The 12,355-nt window shown below is 62.6% G+C and carries 18 protein-coding genes; 5 read left to right on the top strand and 13 right to left on the bottom strand.

Annotated features, from left to right (window positions below; all coding sequences use genetic code 11):
- Positions 1-37: 37 nt before the first annotated feature.
- Together JJC00_RS01910 and JJC00_RS01905 are read right to left on the bottom strand one after the other, a co-directional pair.
- Entirely contained in the window at positions 38-535 is a 498-nt protein-coding gene (locus JJC00_RS01910; RefSeq protein ID WP_200471087.1) for a ferritin-like domain-containing protein, read from the bottom strand.
- Positions 498-869 (bottom strand): hypothetical protein, encoded by a 372-nt coding sequence (locus JJC00_RS01905; RefSeq protein ID WP_200471086.1) that lies wholly within the window; start codon positions 867-869, stop codon positions 498-500. The genes JJC00_RS01910 and JJC00_RS01905 overlap by 38 nt, the downstream gene beginning before the upstream one ends.
- Here JJC00_RS01905 and JJC00_RS01900 point away from each other — a divergent pair.
- The 3 genes from JJC00_RS01900 to JJC00_RS01890 all read left to right on the top strand — a co-directional run bounded on the left by JJC00_RS01900 (position 838) and on the right by JJC00_RS01890 (position 3,872).
- Complete coding sequence (locus JJC00_RS01900) at positions 838-2,229, top strand: carbohydrate porin (protein WP_200471085.1); 1,392 nt, start codon at positions 838-840, stop codon at positions 2,227-2,229. The two genes, JJC00_RS01905 and JJC00_RS01900, sit on opposite strands and share 32 nt — an antisense overlap.
- Positions 2,230-3,221: 992 nt before the next feature.
- Positions 3,222-3,443 carry a hypothetical protein gene (locus JJC00_RS01895; protein ID WP_200471084.1) on the top strand — a complete coding sequence of 74 codons (222 nt, stop codon included), beginning with the start codon at positions 3,222-3,224 and terminating at the stop codon, positions 3,441-3,443.
- A 9-nt stretch (positions 3,444-3,452) separates the two neighbouring features.
- Positions 3,453-3,872 carry a hypothetical protein gene (locus JJC00_RS01890; RefSeq protein WP_246774067.1) on the top strand — a complete coding sequence of 140 codons (420 nt, stop codon included), beginning with the start codon at positions 3,453-3,455 and terminating at the stop codon, positions 3,870-3,872.
- A gap of 454 nt (positions 3,873-4,326) precedes the next feature.
- On the opposite strand, the gene JJC00_RS01885 is transcribed toward JJC00_RS01890, so the two are convergent.
- From JJC00_RS01885 to JJC00_RS01870, 4 genes are all read right to left on the bottom strand, one after another.
- A complete protein-coding gene (locus tag JJC00_RS01885) occupies positions 4,327-4,554 on the bottom strand; it encodes a hypothetical protein (RefSeq protein WP_200471083.1) in 228 nt (75 codons plus the stop codon).
- A 390-nt stretch (positions 4,555-4,944) separates the two neighbouring features.
- The gene (locus tag JJC00_RS01880) at positions 4,945-5,136 is read right to left on the bottom strand and encodes a hypothetical protein (protein ID WP_200474384.1); all 192 of its coding nucleotides are present in this window, start codon (positions 5,134-5,136) and stop codon (positions 4,945-4,947) included.
- Positions 5,137-5,175: 39 nt separating this feature from the next.
- A complete protein-coding gene (locus tag JJC00_RS01875) occupies positions 5,176-5,493 on the bottom strand; it encodes a hypothetical protein (RefSeq protein ID WP_200471082.1) in 318 nt (105 codons plus the stop codon).
- A 25-nt stretch (positions 5,494-5,518) separates the two neighbouring features.
- Positions 5,519-6,610, bottom strand: coding sequence for a DUF1236 domain-containing protein (locus JJC00_RS01870; protein WP_200473950.1), 1,092 nt, complete (start codon positions 6,608-6,610; stop codon positions 5,519-5,521).
- A gap of 221 nt (positions 6,611-6,831) precedes the next feature.
- Between JJC00_RS01870 and JJC00_RS01865 the strand changes: the two genes are divergently transcribed.
- Positions 6,832-7,059, top strand: a complete 228-nt coding sequence (locus JJC00_RS01865) for a hypothetical protein (protein WP_200471081.1) — start codon at positions 6,832-6,834, stop codon at positions 7,057-7,059.
- A 274-nt stretch (positions 7,060-7,333) separates the two neighbouring features.
- Here JJC00_RS01865 and JJC00_RS01860 read toward each other — a convergent pair whose 3' ends face one another.
- The 5 genes from JJC00_RS01860 to JJC00_RS01840 all read right to left on the bottom strand — a co-directional run bounded on the left by JJC00_RS01860 (position 7,334) and on the right by JJC00_RS01840 (position 10,180).
- Positions 7,334-7,846: a PRC-barrel domain-containing protein gene (locus tag JJC00_RS01860; RefSeq protein ID WP_200471080.1), complete on the bottom strand. Its 513-nt coding sequence runs from the start codon at positions 7,844-7,846 to the stop codon at positions 7,334-7,336.
- A 184-nt stretch (positions 7,847-8,030) separates the two neighbouring features.
- Entirely contained in the window at positions 8,031-8,213 is a 183-nt protein-coding gene (locus tag JJC00_RS01855; protein WP_200471079.1) for a hypothetical protein, read from the bottom strand.
- A gap of 21 nt (positions 8,214-8,234) precedes the next feature.
- The gene (locus JJC00_RS01850; protein ID WP_200471078.1) at positions 8,235-9,335 is read right to left on the bottom strand and encodes a glycosyltransferase family 4 protein; all 1,101 of its coding nucleotides are present in this window, start codon (positions 9,333-9,335) and stop codon (positions 8,235-8,237) included.
- Between the two features lie 131 nt (positions 9,336-9,466).
- Positions 9,467-9,676: a hypothetical protein gene (locus tag JJC00_RS01845; protein WP_200471077.1), complete on the bottom strand. Its 210-nt coding sequence runs from the start codon at positions 9,674-9,676 to the stop codon at positions 9,467-9,469.
- A 111-nt stretch (positions 9,677-9,787) separates the two neighbouring features.
- Positions 9,788-10,180 (bottom strand): hypothetical protein, encoded by a 393-nt coding sequence (locus JJC00_RS01840; RefSeq protein ID WP_200471076.1) that lies wholly within the window; start codon positions 10,178-10,180, stop codon positions 9,788-9,790.
- Positions 10,181-10,708: 528 nt separating this feature from the next.
- On the opposite strand from JJC00_RS01840, the gene JJC00_RS01835 reads away from it, so the two are divergent.
- On the top strand, positions 10,709-11,107 hold the full coding sequence (locus JJC00_RS01835) for a hypothetical protein (protein WP_246774066.1): 399 nt from the start codon (positions 10,709-10,711) through the stop codon (positions 11,105-11,107).
- A gap of 82 nt (positions 11,108-11,189) precedes the next feature.
- Here the strand turns inward: JJC00_RS01835 and JJC00_RS01830 are convergent, their stop codons facing one another.
- Positions 11,190-11,612, bottom strand: coding sequence for a hypothetical protein (locus JJC00_RS01830; RefSeq protein ID WP_200471075.1), 423 nt, complete (start codon positions 11,610-11,612; stop codon positions 11,190-11,192).
- Between the two features lie 93 nt (positions 11,613-11,705).
- On the bottom strand, positions 11,706-12,047 hold the full coding sequence (locus JJC00_RS01825; RefSeq protein WP_200471074.1) for a DUF1236 domain-containing protein: 342 nt from the start codon (positions 12,045-12,047) through the stop codon (positions 11,706-11,708).
- Positions 12,048-12,355: the final 308 nt, after the last annotated feature.

The raw sequence follows: 12,355 nt of genomic DNA, 5'->3' as shown, positions 1-12,355 counted from the left end.
CTCACGGCAACGGGGCCAGACGGGGATGAGCCTTTCTTCAAGCCGCTTGGGCGTGTTGATTGACCTCACTCTCGGCGAGCTTCGTCAAGGTCTCATCCGTCTTCTTTTCTTCGGCAAGGGTTGCTTCCAGCAGCTTCACGGACTGTTTCAGCCCTAGCTCGGCGGCCCAGGTCTTCAGCGTCCCATAGCGGGCGATCTCATAATGTTCGACCGCCTGCGCCGCCGCAAGGAGACCGGCATCGAGGGCGGGCGCGCCCTTGAATTCCTTCATAACCTCTTGGCCCTCCTCGATGATGCCCATGATGGCATCGCAAGTCTTGCCTCGCGGCGTTTCGCCGATTTCCTCAAACACCTGTTCGAGTCGAGCCACGTGCTCTTCGGTCTCGGTCTCATGTTTTTGGAAGGCGGCGTTGAGATCCTTGGACTGGGCCGCCTTCGCCATTTTCGGCAAGGTCGACAGGATCTTCTTTTCCGCAAAATAGATGTCTTTCAGCGTGTCATGAAACAGCTCCTTCAAATTCTTCCCGCTTGCCATGGGATCGCTCCTCTCTTGAATTGGTACGGGCGAGAAACCGGCCAGCAAAATGTTGGTTCCAAGCCCGCCGGGGGGCTTTGCTTTGCGTTGAAAAAATCATTCCCGCGGTCGGGCCGCTCGCTCGAGAGGCCTCTCCAAATACGCTTTCGAACGACATTGACCCGATCCCCATCGCCTTCCTTCCGGCCGCGCCGGCGATGAAGTTCCGCTGGCGATCAATGCGCTTGAATCGAAAGGCCGGCCGTGGCCCAATGTGCATCTCGCCGAAGGAGGCTCGGTTCCAGTTGGCCCAGTCGAATGGAATGAAGCACTGCATCGCGCGCTCGCTTTTCATTCTTGGTCTGCTTGTGGCCACCCCCGCGCTTGCGCAGGAGGACAAAAAAACCGACGAGGACAAGCCGGCCGACCCCGACACCGGCGAAAGCACGATCGAGGAAAAGACGCTCGGTTTGCTGCCTAACCCGCTGCAGAAAAATGGAGTGAAGTTCGCGGCGACCTATATCGGCGAGGTGCTCGGCAACGCCTCCGGTGGATTGAAGCAAGGGGCGGTGTACGAAGGTCGACTGAACCTCGCCGTAGATCTCGATCTGCAGAAGCTCGTCGGGATCGATAAACTCACGTTTCACGCCAACATGTTCCAGATTCACGGCGATGGACTATCGCGCATCAATCTCCAGAACTTCTTCGTCGTGAGCGGTATCGAGGCGCTGCCGTCGACCCGGCTATATGAGGCCTATTTCGAGAAGCAGTGGGGCGCGAAAAAGGTATCGCTCAAATTCGGCCAGCTCGCGGCTGATAGCGAGTTCTTCAACACGAAGTACACCGATGTCTTTACCAACTCTTCCATGGGCTGGCCCGCGATCACTTCACTCGACCTGCCCAGCGGCGGCCCCTCGCCACCTTTGGCGGCGGTGGGAGCGCGACTCCTCGTCAACATCACCGACCAATGGTCCATCCTTGGGGGAATATTCGACGGCAACCAGGCAGGGCCTGGTCCCAGCGACCCACAAGAACGCAATCGCTATGGCGTGAACTTCCGCGTCAATGATCCGCCGCTCTTGCTCGGGCAGATCCAGTATGCGTGGAACAACAAGAAGGGCGACCCCGATCTGGCCGGTCAGATCAAGTTCGGTGGCTGGCGTCACTTCGGATCTTTCGCCGATCAGCGTCTCGCATCCAATGGCGTCTCGCTCGCGTCGCCCGCCAGCAGCGGGGAACCCTTGCTGCTCTCGGGCGATATCGGCGGCTGGATGGTCTTTGAACAGCAGATCTATCGACTGCCACGCAGTGACGATCGCGGCGTCGGCGTCTTCGCCCGCGTTGCCGGGGCGCCTGCCGACCGCAATCTGATCGACCTCTATGCCGATGCGGGTCTCGAGTTCATCGGTCTCAGCGACACCCGCCCGGATGACAAGTTTGGGATCGCAGCAGGCTATGCACACGTGTCCAAGGGGGCGCAGGCGCTGGATGCGGATTATCGAGCCTTCGTCGGTCCCGACTGGCCGCTCCGGGGCTTCGAAGGTCTGCTGACCGCGGTCTATCAGTATCAGATCAGAGACGGTTGGACAGTGCAGCCCAACGTCCAGTACGTCATCCATCCAGGGGGCGGCGCGCCCCTGCCCTCCGGACCCTTTGCCGGAAAGCAGCTTAAAAATGCATCGATCTTCGGACTGAGAACGACTCTGAAATTCTAGGACGAGTTGAGGACCACGGCGACCCGCGGCCATCGAGGCCGCAACGAACAAAGAGATTAATATCATCGAGCTCTCTTCGAGTGAGAGCGGGATCTTCATCGAAAGGCGCCGTCTGCGTTCGCCTGCTGCGGGAGCGCCCGACGGTCGCGGGTAGCCGTTCACTAAGCAGGGTTTCCGTTTCGATCTCTTCGTAGCTGCGTCTCAAGTTTGGAGCAGCGAAGAGCTGGCGGACGGCTTCGAAGTGGGATCATCCGCCTCGATCGACTGTGAATAGAGCGCGGAGACGCGACAGTGCCTGCAAGACGCGCTCTGTTCCATTTCAGAACTGCAACTATATTTGTCAGGCCGCACTCGTTGAAAGGTGGTTAGCTGTAACCACTCCGGGCGGAGGACGTTTGATCCCGATCTATTTTGGCCCGGCGCTTAACTGAAGAGACCGCCTTCGGGCGGTCTTTTTCCGTCTAGTTGGAATGACGCCTGCCTATCAAAAGCGTCGCTGATTTGCGGCACTGAAGGCCACGGTGCTGCGCGCGACTGGTCCGCGGCCCACCTCAAGCGAGTTCGCGCGCTCGCGGCGTGCGGCTCGATCAAGACGGTCTGCACAAGAGCCGCAGCGTGATTGGCGCCAAGGAAGTTCTACCGTGCTCTCGGCCTGCGCTTCATCGAGCCAGAGTTGCGAGGAGCGCGATGAGATCGACCTCGGGCTGAATGGAGCTGCCAAAACTGGTCACTGATCAGGACCTCCGCGGAGACTGCACTGCCGTACCGACGCCACCTTCATCGGCATTAGCAACTCCTCCGCCGGCTGAGCGGCATTTTGGACGGGTCGAGGCGTTGCGCGGCCTTGACACGGGTGGTGGCGCGATCGCTTTGCCCAGTCTCCCGCTCCTGCGTCGATCCTTCCGCCGTTGCGACGAACTCTTGATATTCTGTGACGTCGGTCGGATACTCGATTGAGGTCCTTGGTCACCAGCAATCCGAGGAGGACGATCATGGCAATTCAGATCGTTATGGACCGTAGCGGCGACAGCCGGCATTATTTCAACGCGGATAACGCACCAGAACTGGCAAGAGCGGAACAGCGGTTCTACGAACTCACCAATAACGGCTTCACCGCGGCGGTCCGCACGGGCCAAGGTCAGGTTTCGCAGATCAGATCGTTCGACCCGACTGCGAAGGAAACTGTCTTCTTCCCCAGATTGGTCGGCGGGTAGCGGGCAATCATGTTCGGCTATCAACCTTCGCGGGGCGGCCGCTCCCGAATGAAGGCGGCGAGAGCGCTCTTCATCAGGCACGGCGCCGAGGGCACGGCGGAGGGCCGGTCGCTGCGGCTCTTGCGGGAATGGCTATCGCCGGCGCAGCGGGAGCAGTTCGTGAGGAAGGGCTATTTCGAGGTGATCGGGAGCGACAGCGGAATGCGTTACAGGATCCACGCCGGGGCCTCGGTTAACGTGTGCGAGCTCGACGAGACAGGTCGCCGACAGGTGGGATTGTGTTTCATGCCCATCGGCAGTCTGCCGATCGGTGACGTCATGCTCGCACAGAAGATCGCGCTGGAAACGTGCGAGGGTGAAGTGCTCAGTTTGGCCCGGAGGTTCGCGCCTAACGGTTTCCATTTCAGGCAAGCACGGCCGCTCGGGTGAGGACTCATGTCGCCCGTTCTGGCGCAGGCTTCTTTGCGGCCACTTGGCCGTGGAGCTTCTGGCGGTGCAGCGCACGGAGCTGGTATGCCATCGTAATAGTCGTCGACCGAGCGCGCACGGCGTTGGCGAAGCTTGCCGCGCGGATGGCTGCGCCGGCTGCCTGGACAGGTCGATGGATGGCAGATCGCGAAGCGCTGCTGAGAGCAGGATCCGGAGCTGCCGGTCATCTACGCGACGGGCTTTTCGCCCGCCCCACCACGCTTTGTCCCCGGCAGCAGCCGGATTGTGCGGAAGCCCTTCCATCCGGAGGAGATCGTCCGCATGATCAGGGAGCTCGGCGAGGAAAAGGGGCCGCCGTCGGGTTAGCTGCTCTACTCGCGGCCGAACCTTAGCCGCGATCGCCGTAGCCCGGACCGCCGTCGGATCCGTCCCTTGGGTGCACGCCTCCGCGGAATCAACCTTTCGGCAGGCCTAATTCCTCGACGGCCCGTCCGCAGATCGCAGCGGAGTCCTTGAGGCCGGTCTGACCGATCTCGATGATCTTCTTGGCAATCAGTTCGGTGAGGGGGTCGTTGCGATCCTGTACGCCAATCGTACGCAGGGCCTGTTCATAAGCCGTCGAAAGGCGCGTGATCTCTTCAGGCTCAAGAGGCGAGTTTTGAAGTATTCGGTAGATGGCCATTGTTGCCCCCAGCAGGGCGCATCGTAGCGCTGATCTGCTGAGGGAGCATTGCTTCTTAGCGGCCAATTTTAACTTTCGCAGACTGCCCCCGCTCGCGTCCTGCGAGCGTGCAGGCGGCGGGCGGCGACGAAAATCGTCGCAGACGCGGACGGGACCTCCGCGTCTTTCCTGGCGACCCGATCCGAAACTTCGCAGCGCGAAGAAGAGGAACGAAAGCGCGAGTGCCAAGTTTTCCCGAGGCCCCTGCCCCAAGGGGCGACCCCGTACTGGCCCCAGCTCATAGCCCCCTGCCCCCCGGAGCTGGGGCCTTCGTCCGCCAATCCTGGGAAGCGCCGCGAGGCGAAGGCTTCGGTGAAGCTTTCGCCTTCTCAATCCTGTGCTCCCCAAGGACTATTGATCTTCGCCCGTAGCGGCGGAATCCCGGGTACCAAGCAACTTCAGCGCGGTCTCGATCTTGGCGAGGAGCGTCTGGATTTCGGCGCGCTCGTTCGCGCCAGGATCGGCTTCGAGCCGCGCCAGCAATTGCTCCTTCCGGCTGAAGAGCTTCAGCGGACATCTCATCACCGAGAAAACGTAATCCATGTCGCAAGGGCCACTCAGAGAGCGGCCCTTTCCTTTAGTTCACCAGCTCCGGGTGCCGAAGCTGAAACCGATGCTTGGGCCACCGCCGTAATAGCCGTAGCCGCGATCGTAGTAGCCGGGCCCGCCATAGGAGCCGTAGCTCCGGCGCACCACATAGCCGTCGTCTCCGCCGTAGTACCGCTGGACGTAGCGGGGGCCGCGGGTGCGGTAGCAGCGGCCATACTCATTGCAGACCAGGCGAACCTGATCGACGTTGGCCACCTCCGCCGACCCGAGCGAGGCCGGATTGAGCGGAGCGGCCGAGGCAGCCGACGCCAACAAGGCCGTCGCGAAAGCACCGAGCACAATTGTCTTCATGTTCGTCTTCCTCCGTTTGGCGCGATCAGTCGATTTCTTCGATGACGCGACGTTCCTGCGGCTCGACGATGTAGGTGCGGCTATCCCGGTGAATGTACCGGTACTCCCGCAGACTCGGCGCCTCGCGATAGACCTCGTCGGGGAAGGCGTCGATTTCGACGCCCTCCGGCACGCGCTCGCCCCGGCGGATCTCGGTTCGGACCGTGCTGCCGGTCGTTTGTCGCTCGCGCTCGACGGGACGTGCCTTGGCGTGCTTGCGGATCACCTCGCGGTCCCTATCGGTGAACGTCGTCTTGCGCTGCTCGGCGGGCGCCGGAGCGGCCGCCGTGGAGCGGCCCGAGTACGGCAGGACCGCGACGATCTTGTAGCTGGAGGGCTCCACGATCACGATCTCGTCCTTCACCAGCACGAAGTTGTAGCCCCGGTACTGCGGCACGATCTCGACGACCTCCGCAGGCAGCGGCTGTAGACGCACATCGCGCGGCACGGCCGTGCCGACCGACAACGAGAAATTCACGTTGTTGAGCGGCTGCACGTTCAGGTGCGAAATCGACGTGCTGATCCGCGTCCGCTGCTGATCGTTGATATTTACAGACGCATCCACGTTCGTGTTCGAGCGATCGGCCGTGTTCGCCGGCTGCTGGGCCGTGGTGGTCGAATTGCTACCCGTCGGGGACTGCGCCTGAGTGGTGCCCGAAGCCGGTGGGTTCGCGCTCTGCGTCTGATTGTTCGCAGGCGGATTGGTCTGCGCCTGGTTCGAAGGCGGATTGGTCTGGCTGGAGGGCTGGCTGGTCTGCGCCTGGTTGGTAGAGTTGTTCGACGTGGGCGCCTGCGTGGTGTTGGTGCCCGTACCGGAGGTTTGGCCTGCAGCGCTCTGGCCGGTCGATGACGGAGGCTGCGTCTGGGCCGAATTCGAAGGATTGGTCTGCGCGGATCCCGAAGAGGAGTTGGACAACGGTGTCGACGTCGAAGAGGACGGCGGCGGCGCCGATGTTGAATCCTGCTGACGCTGCGTAGCTGACGGAATGGAGCTCGACGTGCTCGGAGAAGATTGCGCGAGAGCCGAAGTTGCGAGCGCGACTGCGGCGGTCGTGGCCAAGAATAAACGCTTGTTCATCTGAATCCTCCTAATTGGTCGCCGAACAACACCGGACAAAGCGCCGGGTTCCTGATCGGGAAGTTTCGGTAAATCGTCTGAAACGGCGCAGCCGAAAATTCTTCCGGTCGGCAGAGGAATCATTCTCGCATTGGGGCGGCGCGCCGCATCGGGAACAAACGGAACTTCGCGCGAGCCCTCTCGTTGGCAGTAACTACTTAGAAGCCATTGGAGGAGACACCATGACGAAGCTGATCGTATGCGGCGCTCTCGCCGCCTTCGCCCTCGGCACCCAGGCCGCCAGCGCCGCCGAGTTCTACATCGTGCGCGACGCGACTACCAAGAAGTGCACCGTCGTTGACACCAAGCCGACGACGACCACCACGACGGTCGTGGGCGACGGCGTCTACAAGACCAAGACGGAAGCCGAGTCCGCCGTGAAGACCACCAAGGTCTGCACCGAACAGTAAACGGCTATCGCGGGGCCGAGCCGACCTCGCGAAAACGGCAATTGGAGGAGAAGATGCCTGTCCTGATTTTATGGGCCGTTCCCGCCGTGCTCGTTGTTGGCGGCGTCGGCTATTGGATAGTTCACATGCACTAAGCGATTGCCCGCGCGCGTGAACGGCCTGCCCGGTAATTCGGGCGGGCCGTTTTTTTCGTGCAGGATCGCTTCGCCGGGCCCCTGAGGACAGAAAAAGGGCCCCGCGGTGGGGGCCCTAATCTCCAAGAACGCTCGTCCTGTTAGTTGTAGTCCGAGTATTTGAACTGCGGGAGCGCCTTCAATTGCTCCTTGTTGCCACTCATGACGGCGTGGTCGGGTACCCAATCGTTTGCGTTGCGGTTCGTGGTCGTCGTCGACGCGGCGCCGGTGGTGGTGTCGCGCGAGGTGGTCGAGGTGCTGCTCGAGCTGGTCCGGACAGGCTCTTCCGCAAATTTCAGCTTGTCGATCGAGACGGCGATGTCGTGCTCGCCCATTCCCAGGAAGCCGCCGATGCCGATCACCACCGCGTTGATCTTGCCGCTCTTGTCGACGAGCAGCTCGTTGATGTCGCCGAGCTTCTCGTTGGCTTCGTTGTAGACGTTCAGCCCCATGAGCTTCGAGGCGCGCCAGTTGCCCTTCAGCGCCATCTTCGCATCGGCTGGGTGGGCGGTGGCCGCCGGGGCGCCGCGATCGGCTGGCTGAGTGGATTGGGCGAACGCGGCGCCGCCGATCACGGCAGTGCCAAGCAGAGCAACGGCGAGAAAGCTTTTCATCGATTATCTCCTCCAACGTGAACCAGCACCCTTTCAGATGCCCGGCCCAACGCCCGCGATTGCCACTCGTTCCTGGTCACTCTTCAGCTCGGAATGGTGGTCTGAAAGGATTCGATCAAGACTTCGCGGCGTCCGGACCAGTCCACTACCGATGTTCGATGGTCACAAGCCGCACGGCAATCCCCTAGCCTTCGGGGCGGAGGCAAGCCTGCGAAAAATGCGGCCAAACCTGCTTCGAACAGTCTTCCGTTTGTTTCGCAGGGTCGTCGTTCTGCTGGACCTTCGGCTGCGGAGGAGGTACTTCGTCCGCAAGTGCCGCCGTCGCGAAAACAACAAAAGCCGCCGTCGCGGAAAGAATGGTTTTCATGCGAGCCTCCCGATCGGCAACTCAACGAAGAGACTCAGAAGCTGTTCCGACTGCGGAAAGAGATATGGCTGCCCCCTTCTCGAATCCTTCGCGTCCTCCGCGACCGAGCAGCTCGCGATATCGGCGTTCGTATTCCTTCGCCATCCGGCTCGCGGCAAAGCGCTCCTCGAACCGGGCGCGGACCACTCTTCTGTCCAGCCGGCCCAGTTCGTTCACCGCCCTGATCGCCTGCTCCTCGTTATCCACGATAAAGCCGGTGGCGCCGTCTTCCACCACTTCGGGCACCGAACCCGCTCGGTAGGCAATCACGGGCGTCCCGCACGCCATCGCTTCGATCATGACGAGACCGAACGGCTCCGGCCACCCGATCGGAAACAGCAAGGCGGCGGCCCCGGCGAGGAACGGCTGCTTCCTGATTTCGTCCACTTCGCCGACAAGTTGGATCTCCCCGCCATCGATGTTCGGCTCGAGCTTCTTCTTGAAGTAGGCCGTCTCCGCGCGAGGTATTTTGGCCGCTATCCGCAGCGGCATCCGCGCGGCGCGTGCGATGCGTATGGCGGCTTCCGGTCCCTTGTCCGCCGTCAGCCGCCCAAGAAAGGCCAGATACGAACCCGGTTCGTAGGAGGGCCGTAGCAGATCCTTGGGCAGACCGTGCTGGATCGTCGCGATCCAGTTCGCGTCGGGAAGCGGTCGACGCTGGTTGTCGGAAATCGAGACGAATGGCGCGTTCGGGAAAGCCCCGATCACGTCGGACAGGCCGGGAAGATCGAGGCGGCCGTGCATCGTCGTGAGGAACGGCATGCCGGTCCGGCTCAGCACCGGAAGAGGCAGCCAGTCGACGTGGGAGTGGATTACGTCGAAGTCGCCCGCGCGCTCGGCGATGGCTTCGATCAGCAGCGCGCATGCGGCGTTCGGATCCGCACCCCTCCGCCCCAGGCGTAGCGCGCGCGGCCAGACGGGATGGAGCTTTCCCTTCGTCTTCGAATCCCCGCTCGCGAACAGGGTGACGTCGTGTCCGAGCTCGACCAGTTCGTCGACAAGCCACGCGATCACGCGCTCCGTGCCGCCATAAAGCTTCGGCGGAACGCTCTCGGCCAACGGAGCAAGCTGGGCGATCCGCATCGGCTAGGCCCCGACCACGGACCGCAGGGCAATCACGATGACCGCAGAAAGGAGGTATGAAATCGCAAGCAGCGTCCAACTGGGCCTTGTGCTCTCGCGAACCACGCGCCCGACGAACATCTTCATGCCCGTCAACATTCGTCTTCGGGAAGCTGGTACAGGTAGGCTATCCCGAAGCTGGTGAGTTCTTCGGCATCGCTCTCTCGCTCTTCCCGTCTCCTGTGCAGATAGCGCTCGAGCAGGCAGCGGCGGCTGTCCTGAACGTCGACGTCAGGGTGCGCCGCCCGGTACATGGTCCAGGCTGTCTCTGCCGCCCTTCTCACCGTGACTTCGTCGACCATCCTCACGCTCCAAACGACCGCATCCAGTCGCTGCCAACTCAGCGCGATGGCGAAAGTTTCTAGTTTTTCCCGAAGCTTCGACCTTTGGCGGAGAAGCGCTCGACAGGTCGATCAGGAAGCTTTCGCCCGCGTGCGGTCGCGGGCGGCTCGGCGGCGTTGCCGGCGTTGGGCTCGCTCAAGCCGTGCTGAGTCGTGAAGACGAGGCGCCGGCAACGGTTCAGCTATGGGTGGTTCGCTTGCCGGATCCGGCTGGCCAGGCCGGGCTTCGAACTCCAGCAGTCCGCGGCCCTTCTCGGTGATACGCCAACCGCCGTTCAGGCGCTCGACCAGTCCTTGCGAGAAGATGTCCAGATCCGGCACGCGCGCGGCCAGGCACTTGGTCCGCTCGGCCCAGTCACGTCCGCTCGTCGCCAGGATTGCCATGTCGCGCTTGAGGTCCGCCATGAGGGCGAAACCGTCGGGATAGCTCACCAGGATCTTCAGCACTGTGACCTGGAAATTCACCTCCCGCTCTCCTCCGCCTATCGCCACATCGTTGGCGCATCGTGGAGAGCCTCGCGGCCGACCTGCTTCAGCCTGTCGCGCGAAGTGTCGCTCTTGGTGGCGGCTTCCAGAATCCTGGACGCCACGTGGGTGCGGGCGCCGGTCTCATAGCGCGAGACGTCTTCGCAGACTTCGTCGAGGACGGCGCGCAGAAGCGCGGTCGTTGCCGGACCGAAACATGGGAAACCCCCAAAGGAAAAACAATCGTAGCGCAATCGCACGGGCGCCGAATTCAAGAATGTTAAGCGCCCCAATATCCTGCCGAGTCTACACGCGAAGTCCAACTCGGCAAGCTCCGAAAGTCGCCGCACCGCACGCGGATTGAACCCCCTCTTCGGTCGAAATGTTTGTGTCCAAGCTCGAAATTTTCGAGTGACTGCCGCAGCGGCGCCGTGCACCCCATTGCCCCTCGGCACTTGGGCAAAAAGCAACCATTGCCTGTTTTTCCCGTTGGCTGGCCGGGCGAGAAACGTGCAAAGGAGTGATCCGATGAAGAAGATTGCAATGGTGGCCGCGACGATCGGCGCTCTCGGTCTCGGCTCGATCGCAGCGCCGTCGCCGGCTGAAGCTCATTGGCGAGGGGGCTGGGGACCCGGCATCGCCGGGGGCCTGATCGCCGGCGCGGTGATCGGCGGGCTTGCCTCCTCGGCGTATGCCTGGGGACCGGGCTACTACGACTACGGTCCCGGCTACTACGGCGCCGGGTATTATGGCGGACCCTACGCCTACGATGCGCCCTATCGATGGGGCGGCGGCTACGCCACGACCTACTACACGGCACCGGTGTCCTATGGTTATCGGTACCGTCGCATCGTCCGGCCCGCCTACGCCTATTACGGCGGCGCCTATCCGGTCGTGCGGCACCGCTGGCATCATCACCACTGGTGAGGCGGCACCCTCGCTCTCGGCCCGTCAGGCCGCGTTCGGAACGAGCGCGGCCTTCTCGTTGCGTGAAGAGGGATATTGCAGATCACCACCATCCGCCGGTGAAGAAATCGTGCCGGTCGAACGCCAGCCGTGGTTCGGCTGGTCTTCTCGCGGATTTCGCCCACCGCTTCGCCTGCGGACGAGCTTCCGCGCGTTTGCGCTCAGGCGGCTCTTTCTTGGCGTCGGGAGGCGGTGCCGCAGGCATCGAGGCCATCGCCTCTCGCGCCGATTGCTGCGGTTCTTCCGGCATCGAATAAGCCTGCGCCATCTTCGGAACATCGGCGCGCGGCCGCGTGTCGAAGACGATCTTCTCCGGAAGGTTCTTCGCCGACCGGATCCTGATGGTCGTCCTGCCGGTATCGGTCGCGTCGGTACGCTCGACCGGCGCCGGCAGGTAGCGGTCCGCGGCGAAGAGCAGCGCCAGCAGCAGCCCGCCCACGAATACGAAGTATCGGATGATCGGCATGGACCGCACTCGCAGTTCAGGAGTCGCTTCTCGGCGGGTGCCGAACGCCGGCTTGCAGCGGGCCGCCTCCTCCCGCGACCCGCCGCGGTGGACTTAGTCCACCTCTTGGACCACGGTGCGCGTCGACGGATCGACCAGCATCACGCGTTCGCCGGAGTAGACGTAGCGGTATTTGGTGAGCGACGGACCCCAGTCGGCGGGCACCGCCTCGAGTTCGACATCGCGCGGAACGGGCTGACCTACGACGATCTTCTCGCGCGTCTCGACCGGGCGGATCTTGTGCTCGGTCACGTAGGTGCGGATCTTGGTGCGGTATTCCGGCTCGATCTGCACGGCGGCATGACCGGCGCCTGTGGTGGTGACCACCGTCGACTGAGCCATCGCGCCCGTCGAGACGAGCGCGGCGGCCGCAGACATCAGCAGCAGCTTCTTCATGAGTCTCTCCTGGCCGCTGGATGCGGCGCTGCGAGAACCCGTGAATGATGGCAATCGTTCCGGGAGAGCGGCAGGACTTCCTCTTTTTCCCGAGGGGTGGTCGGAACCAATTGCCACACGGCTACCGGAGCTGCATGCCCGGCGCCTATTCGAGAGCTTACGTCTGCGCGGTGCGAGCCGGTCATCCCGATGCGAGCGGGTGCGCTCTTGATCGACCGCTTCTGTGCGACGTTTCCTATAGGGCGAATGCTTCTGGGGCGTCACGGACGATGCCTTGGCGGAGATCCGACGGCAGCGTCGCGTGACGT

Origin of the sequence: Bradyrhizobium diazoefficiens, assembly GCF_016616885.1 — a bacterium.
Classification (GTDB): Bacteria; Pseudomonadota; Alphaproteobacteria; order Rhizobiales; family Xanthobacteraceae; genus Bradyrhizobium; species Bradyrhizobium diazoefficiens_F.
The sequence above is the reverse complement of the archived record's forward strand: the minus strand, read 5'-3'. Positions and strand labels throughout refer to the sequence as shown.

Excerpts from the sequence above, each read along its gene's own strand:
- JJC00_RS01910 (WP_200471087.1), bottom strand. The coding sequence starts at position 535 with ATGGCAAGCGGGAAGAATTTGAAGGAGCTGTTTCATGACACGCTGAAA.
- JJC00_RS01900 (WP_200471085.1), top strand. The coding sequence starts at position 838 with ATGAAGCACTGCATCGCGCGCTCGCTTTTCATTCTTGGTCTGCTTGTG.
- JJC00_RS01905 (WP_200471086.1), bottom strand. The coding sequence starts at position 869 with ATGAAAAGCGAGCGCGCGATGCAGTGCTTCATTCCATTCGACTGGGCC.
- JJC00_RS01895 (WP_200471084.1), top strand. The coding sequence starts at position 3,222 with ATGGCAATTCAGATCGTTATGGACCGTAGCGGCGACAGCCGGCATTAT.
- JJC00_RS01890 (WP_246774067.1), top strand. The coding sequence starts at position 3,453 with ATGTTCGGCTATCAACCTTCGCGGGGCGGCCGCTCCCGAATGAAGGCG.
- JJC00_RS01885 (WP_200471083.1), bottom strand. The coding sequence starts at position 4,554 with ATGGCCATCTACCGAATACTTCAAAACTCGCCTCTTGAGCCTGAAGAG.
- JJC00_RS01880 (WP_200474384.1), bottom strand. The coding sequence starts at position 5,136 with ATGGATTACGTTTTCTCGGTGATGAGATGTCCGCTGAAGCTCTTCAGC.
- JJC00_RS01875 (WP_200471082.1), bottom strand. The coding sequence starts at position 5,493 with ATGAAGACAATTGTGCTCGGTGCTTTCGCGACGGCCTTGTTGGCGTCG.
- JJC00_RS01870 (WP_200473950.1), bottom strand. The coding sequence starts at position 6,610 with ATGAACAAGCGTTTATTCTTGGCCACGACCGCCGCAGTCGCGCTCGCA.
- JJC00_RS01865 (WP_200471081.1), top strand. The coding sequence starts at position 6,832 with ATGACGAAGCTGATCGTATGCGGCGCTCTCGCCGCCTTCGCCCTCGGC.
- JJC00_RS01860 (WP_200471080.1), bottom strand. The coding sequence starts at position 7,846 with ATGAAAAGCTTTCTCGCCGTTGCTCTGCTTGGCACTGCCGTGATCGGC.
- JJC00_RS01855 (WP_200471079.1), bottom strand. The coding sequence starts at position 8,213 with ATGAAAACCATTCTTTCCGCGACGGCGGCTTTTGTTGTTTTCGCGACG.
- JJC00_RS01850 (WP_200471078.1), bottom strand. The coding sequence starts at position 9,335 with ATGCGGATCGCCCAGCTTGCTCCGTTGGCCGAGAGCGTTCCGCCGAAG.
- JJC00_RS01845 (WP_200471077.1), bottom strand. The coding sequence starts at position 9,676 with ATGGTCGACGAAGTCACGGTGAGAAGGGCGGCAGAGACAGCCTGGACC.
- JJC00_RS01835 (WP_246774066.1), top strand. The coding sequence starts at position 10,709 with ATGAAGAAGATTGCAATGGTGGCCGCGACGATCGGCGCTCTCGGTCTC.
- JJC00_RS01830 (WP_200471075.1), bottom strand. The coding sequence starts at position 11,612 with ATGCCGATCATCCGATACTTCGTATTCGTGGGCGGGCTGCTGCTGGCG.
- JJC00_RS01825 (WP_200471074.1), bottom strand. The coding sequence starts at position 12,047 with ATGAAGAAGCTGCTGCTGATGTCTGCGGCCGCCGCGCTCGTCTCGACG.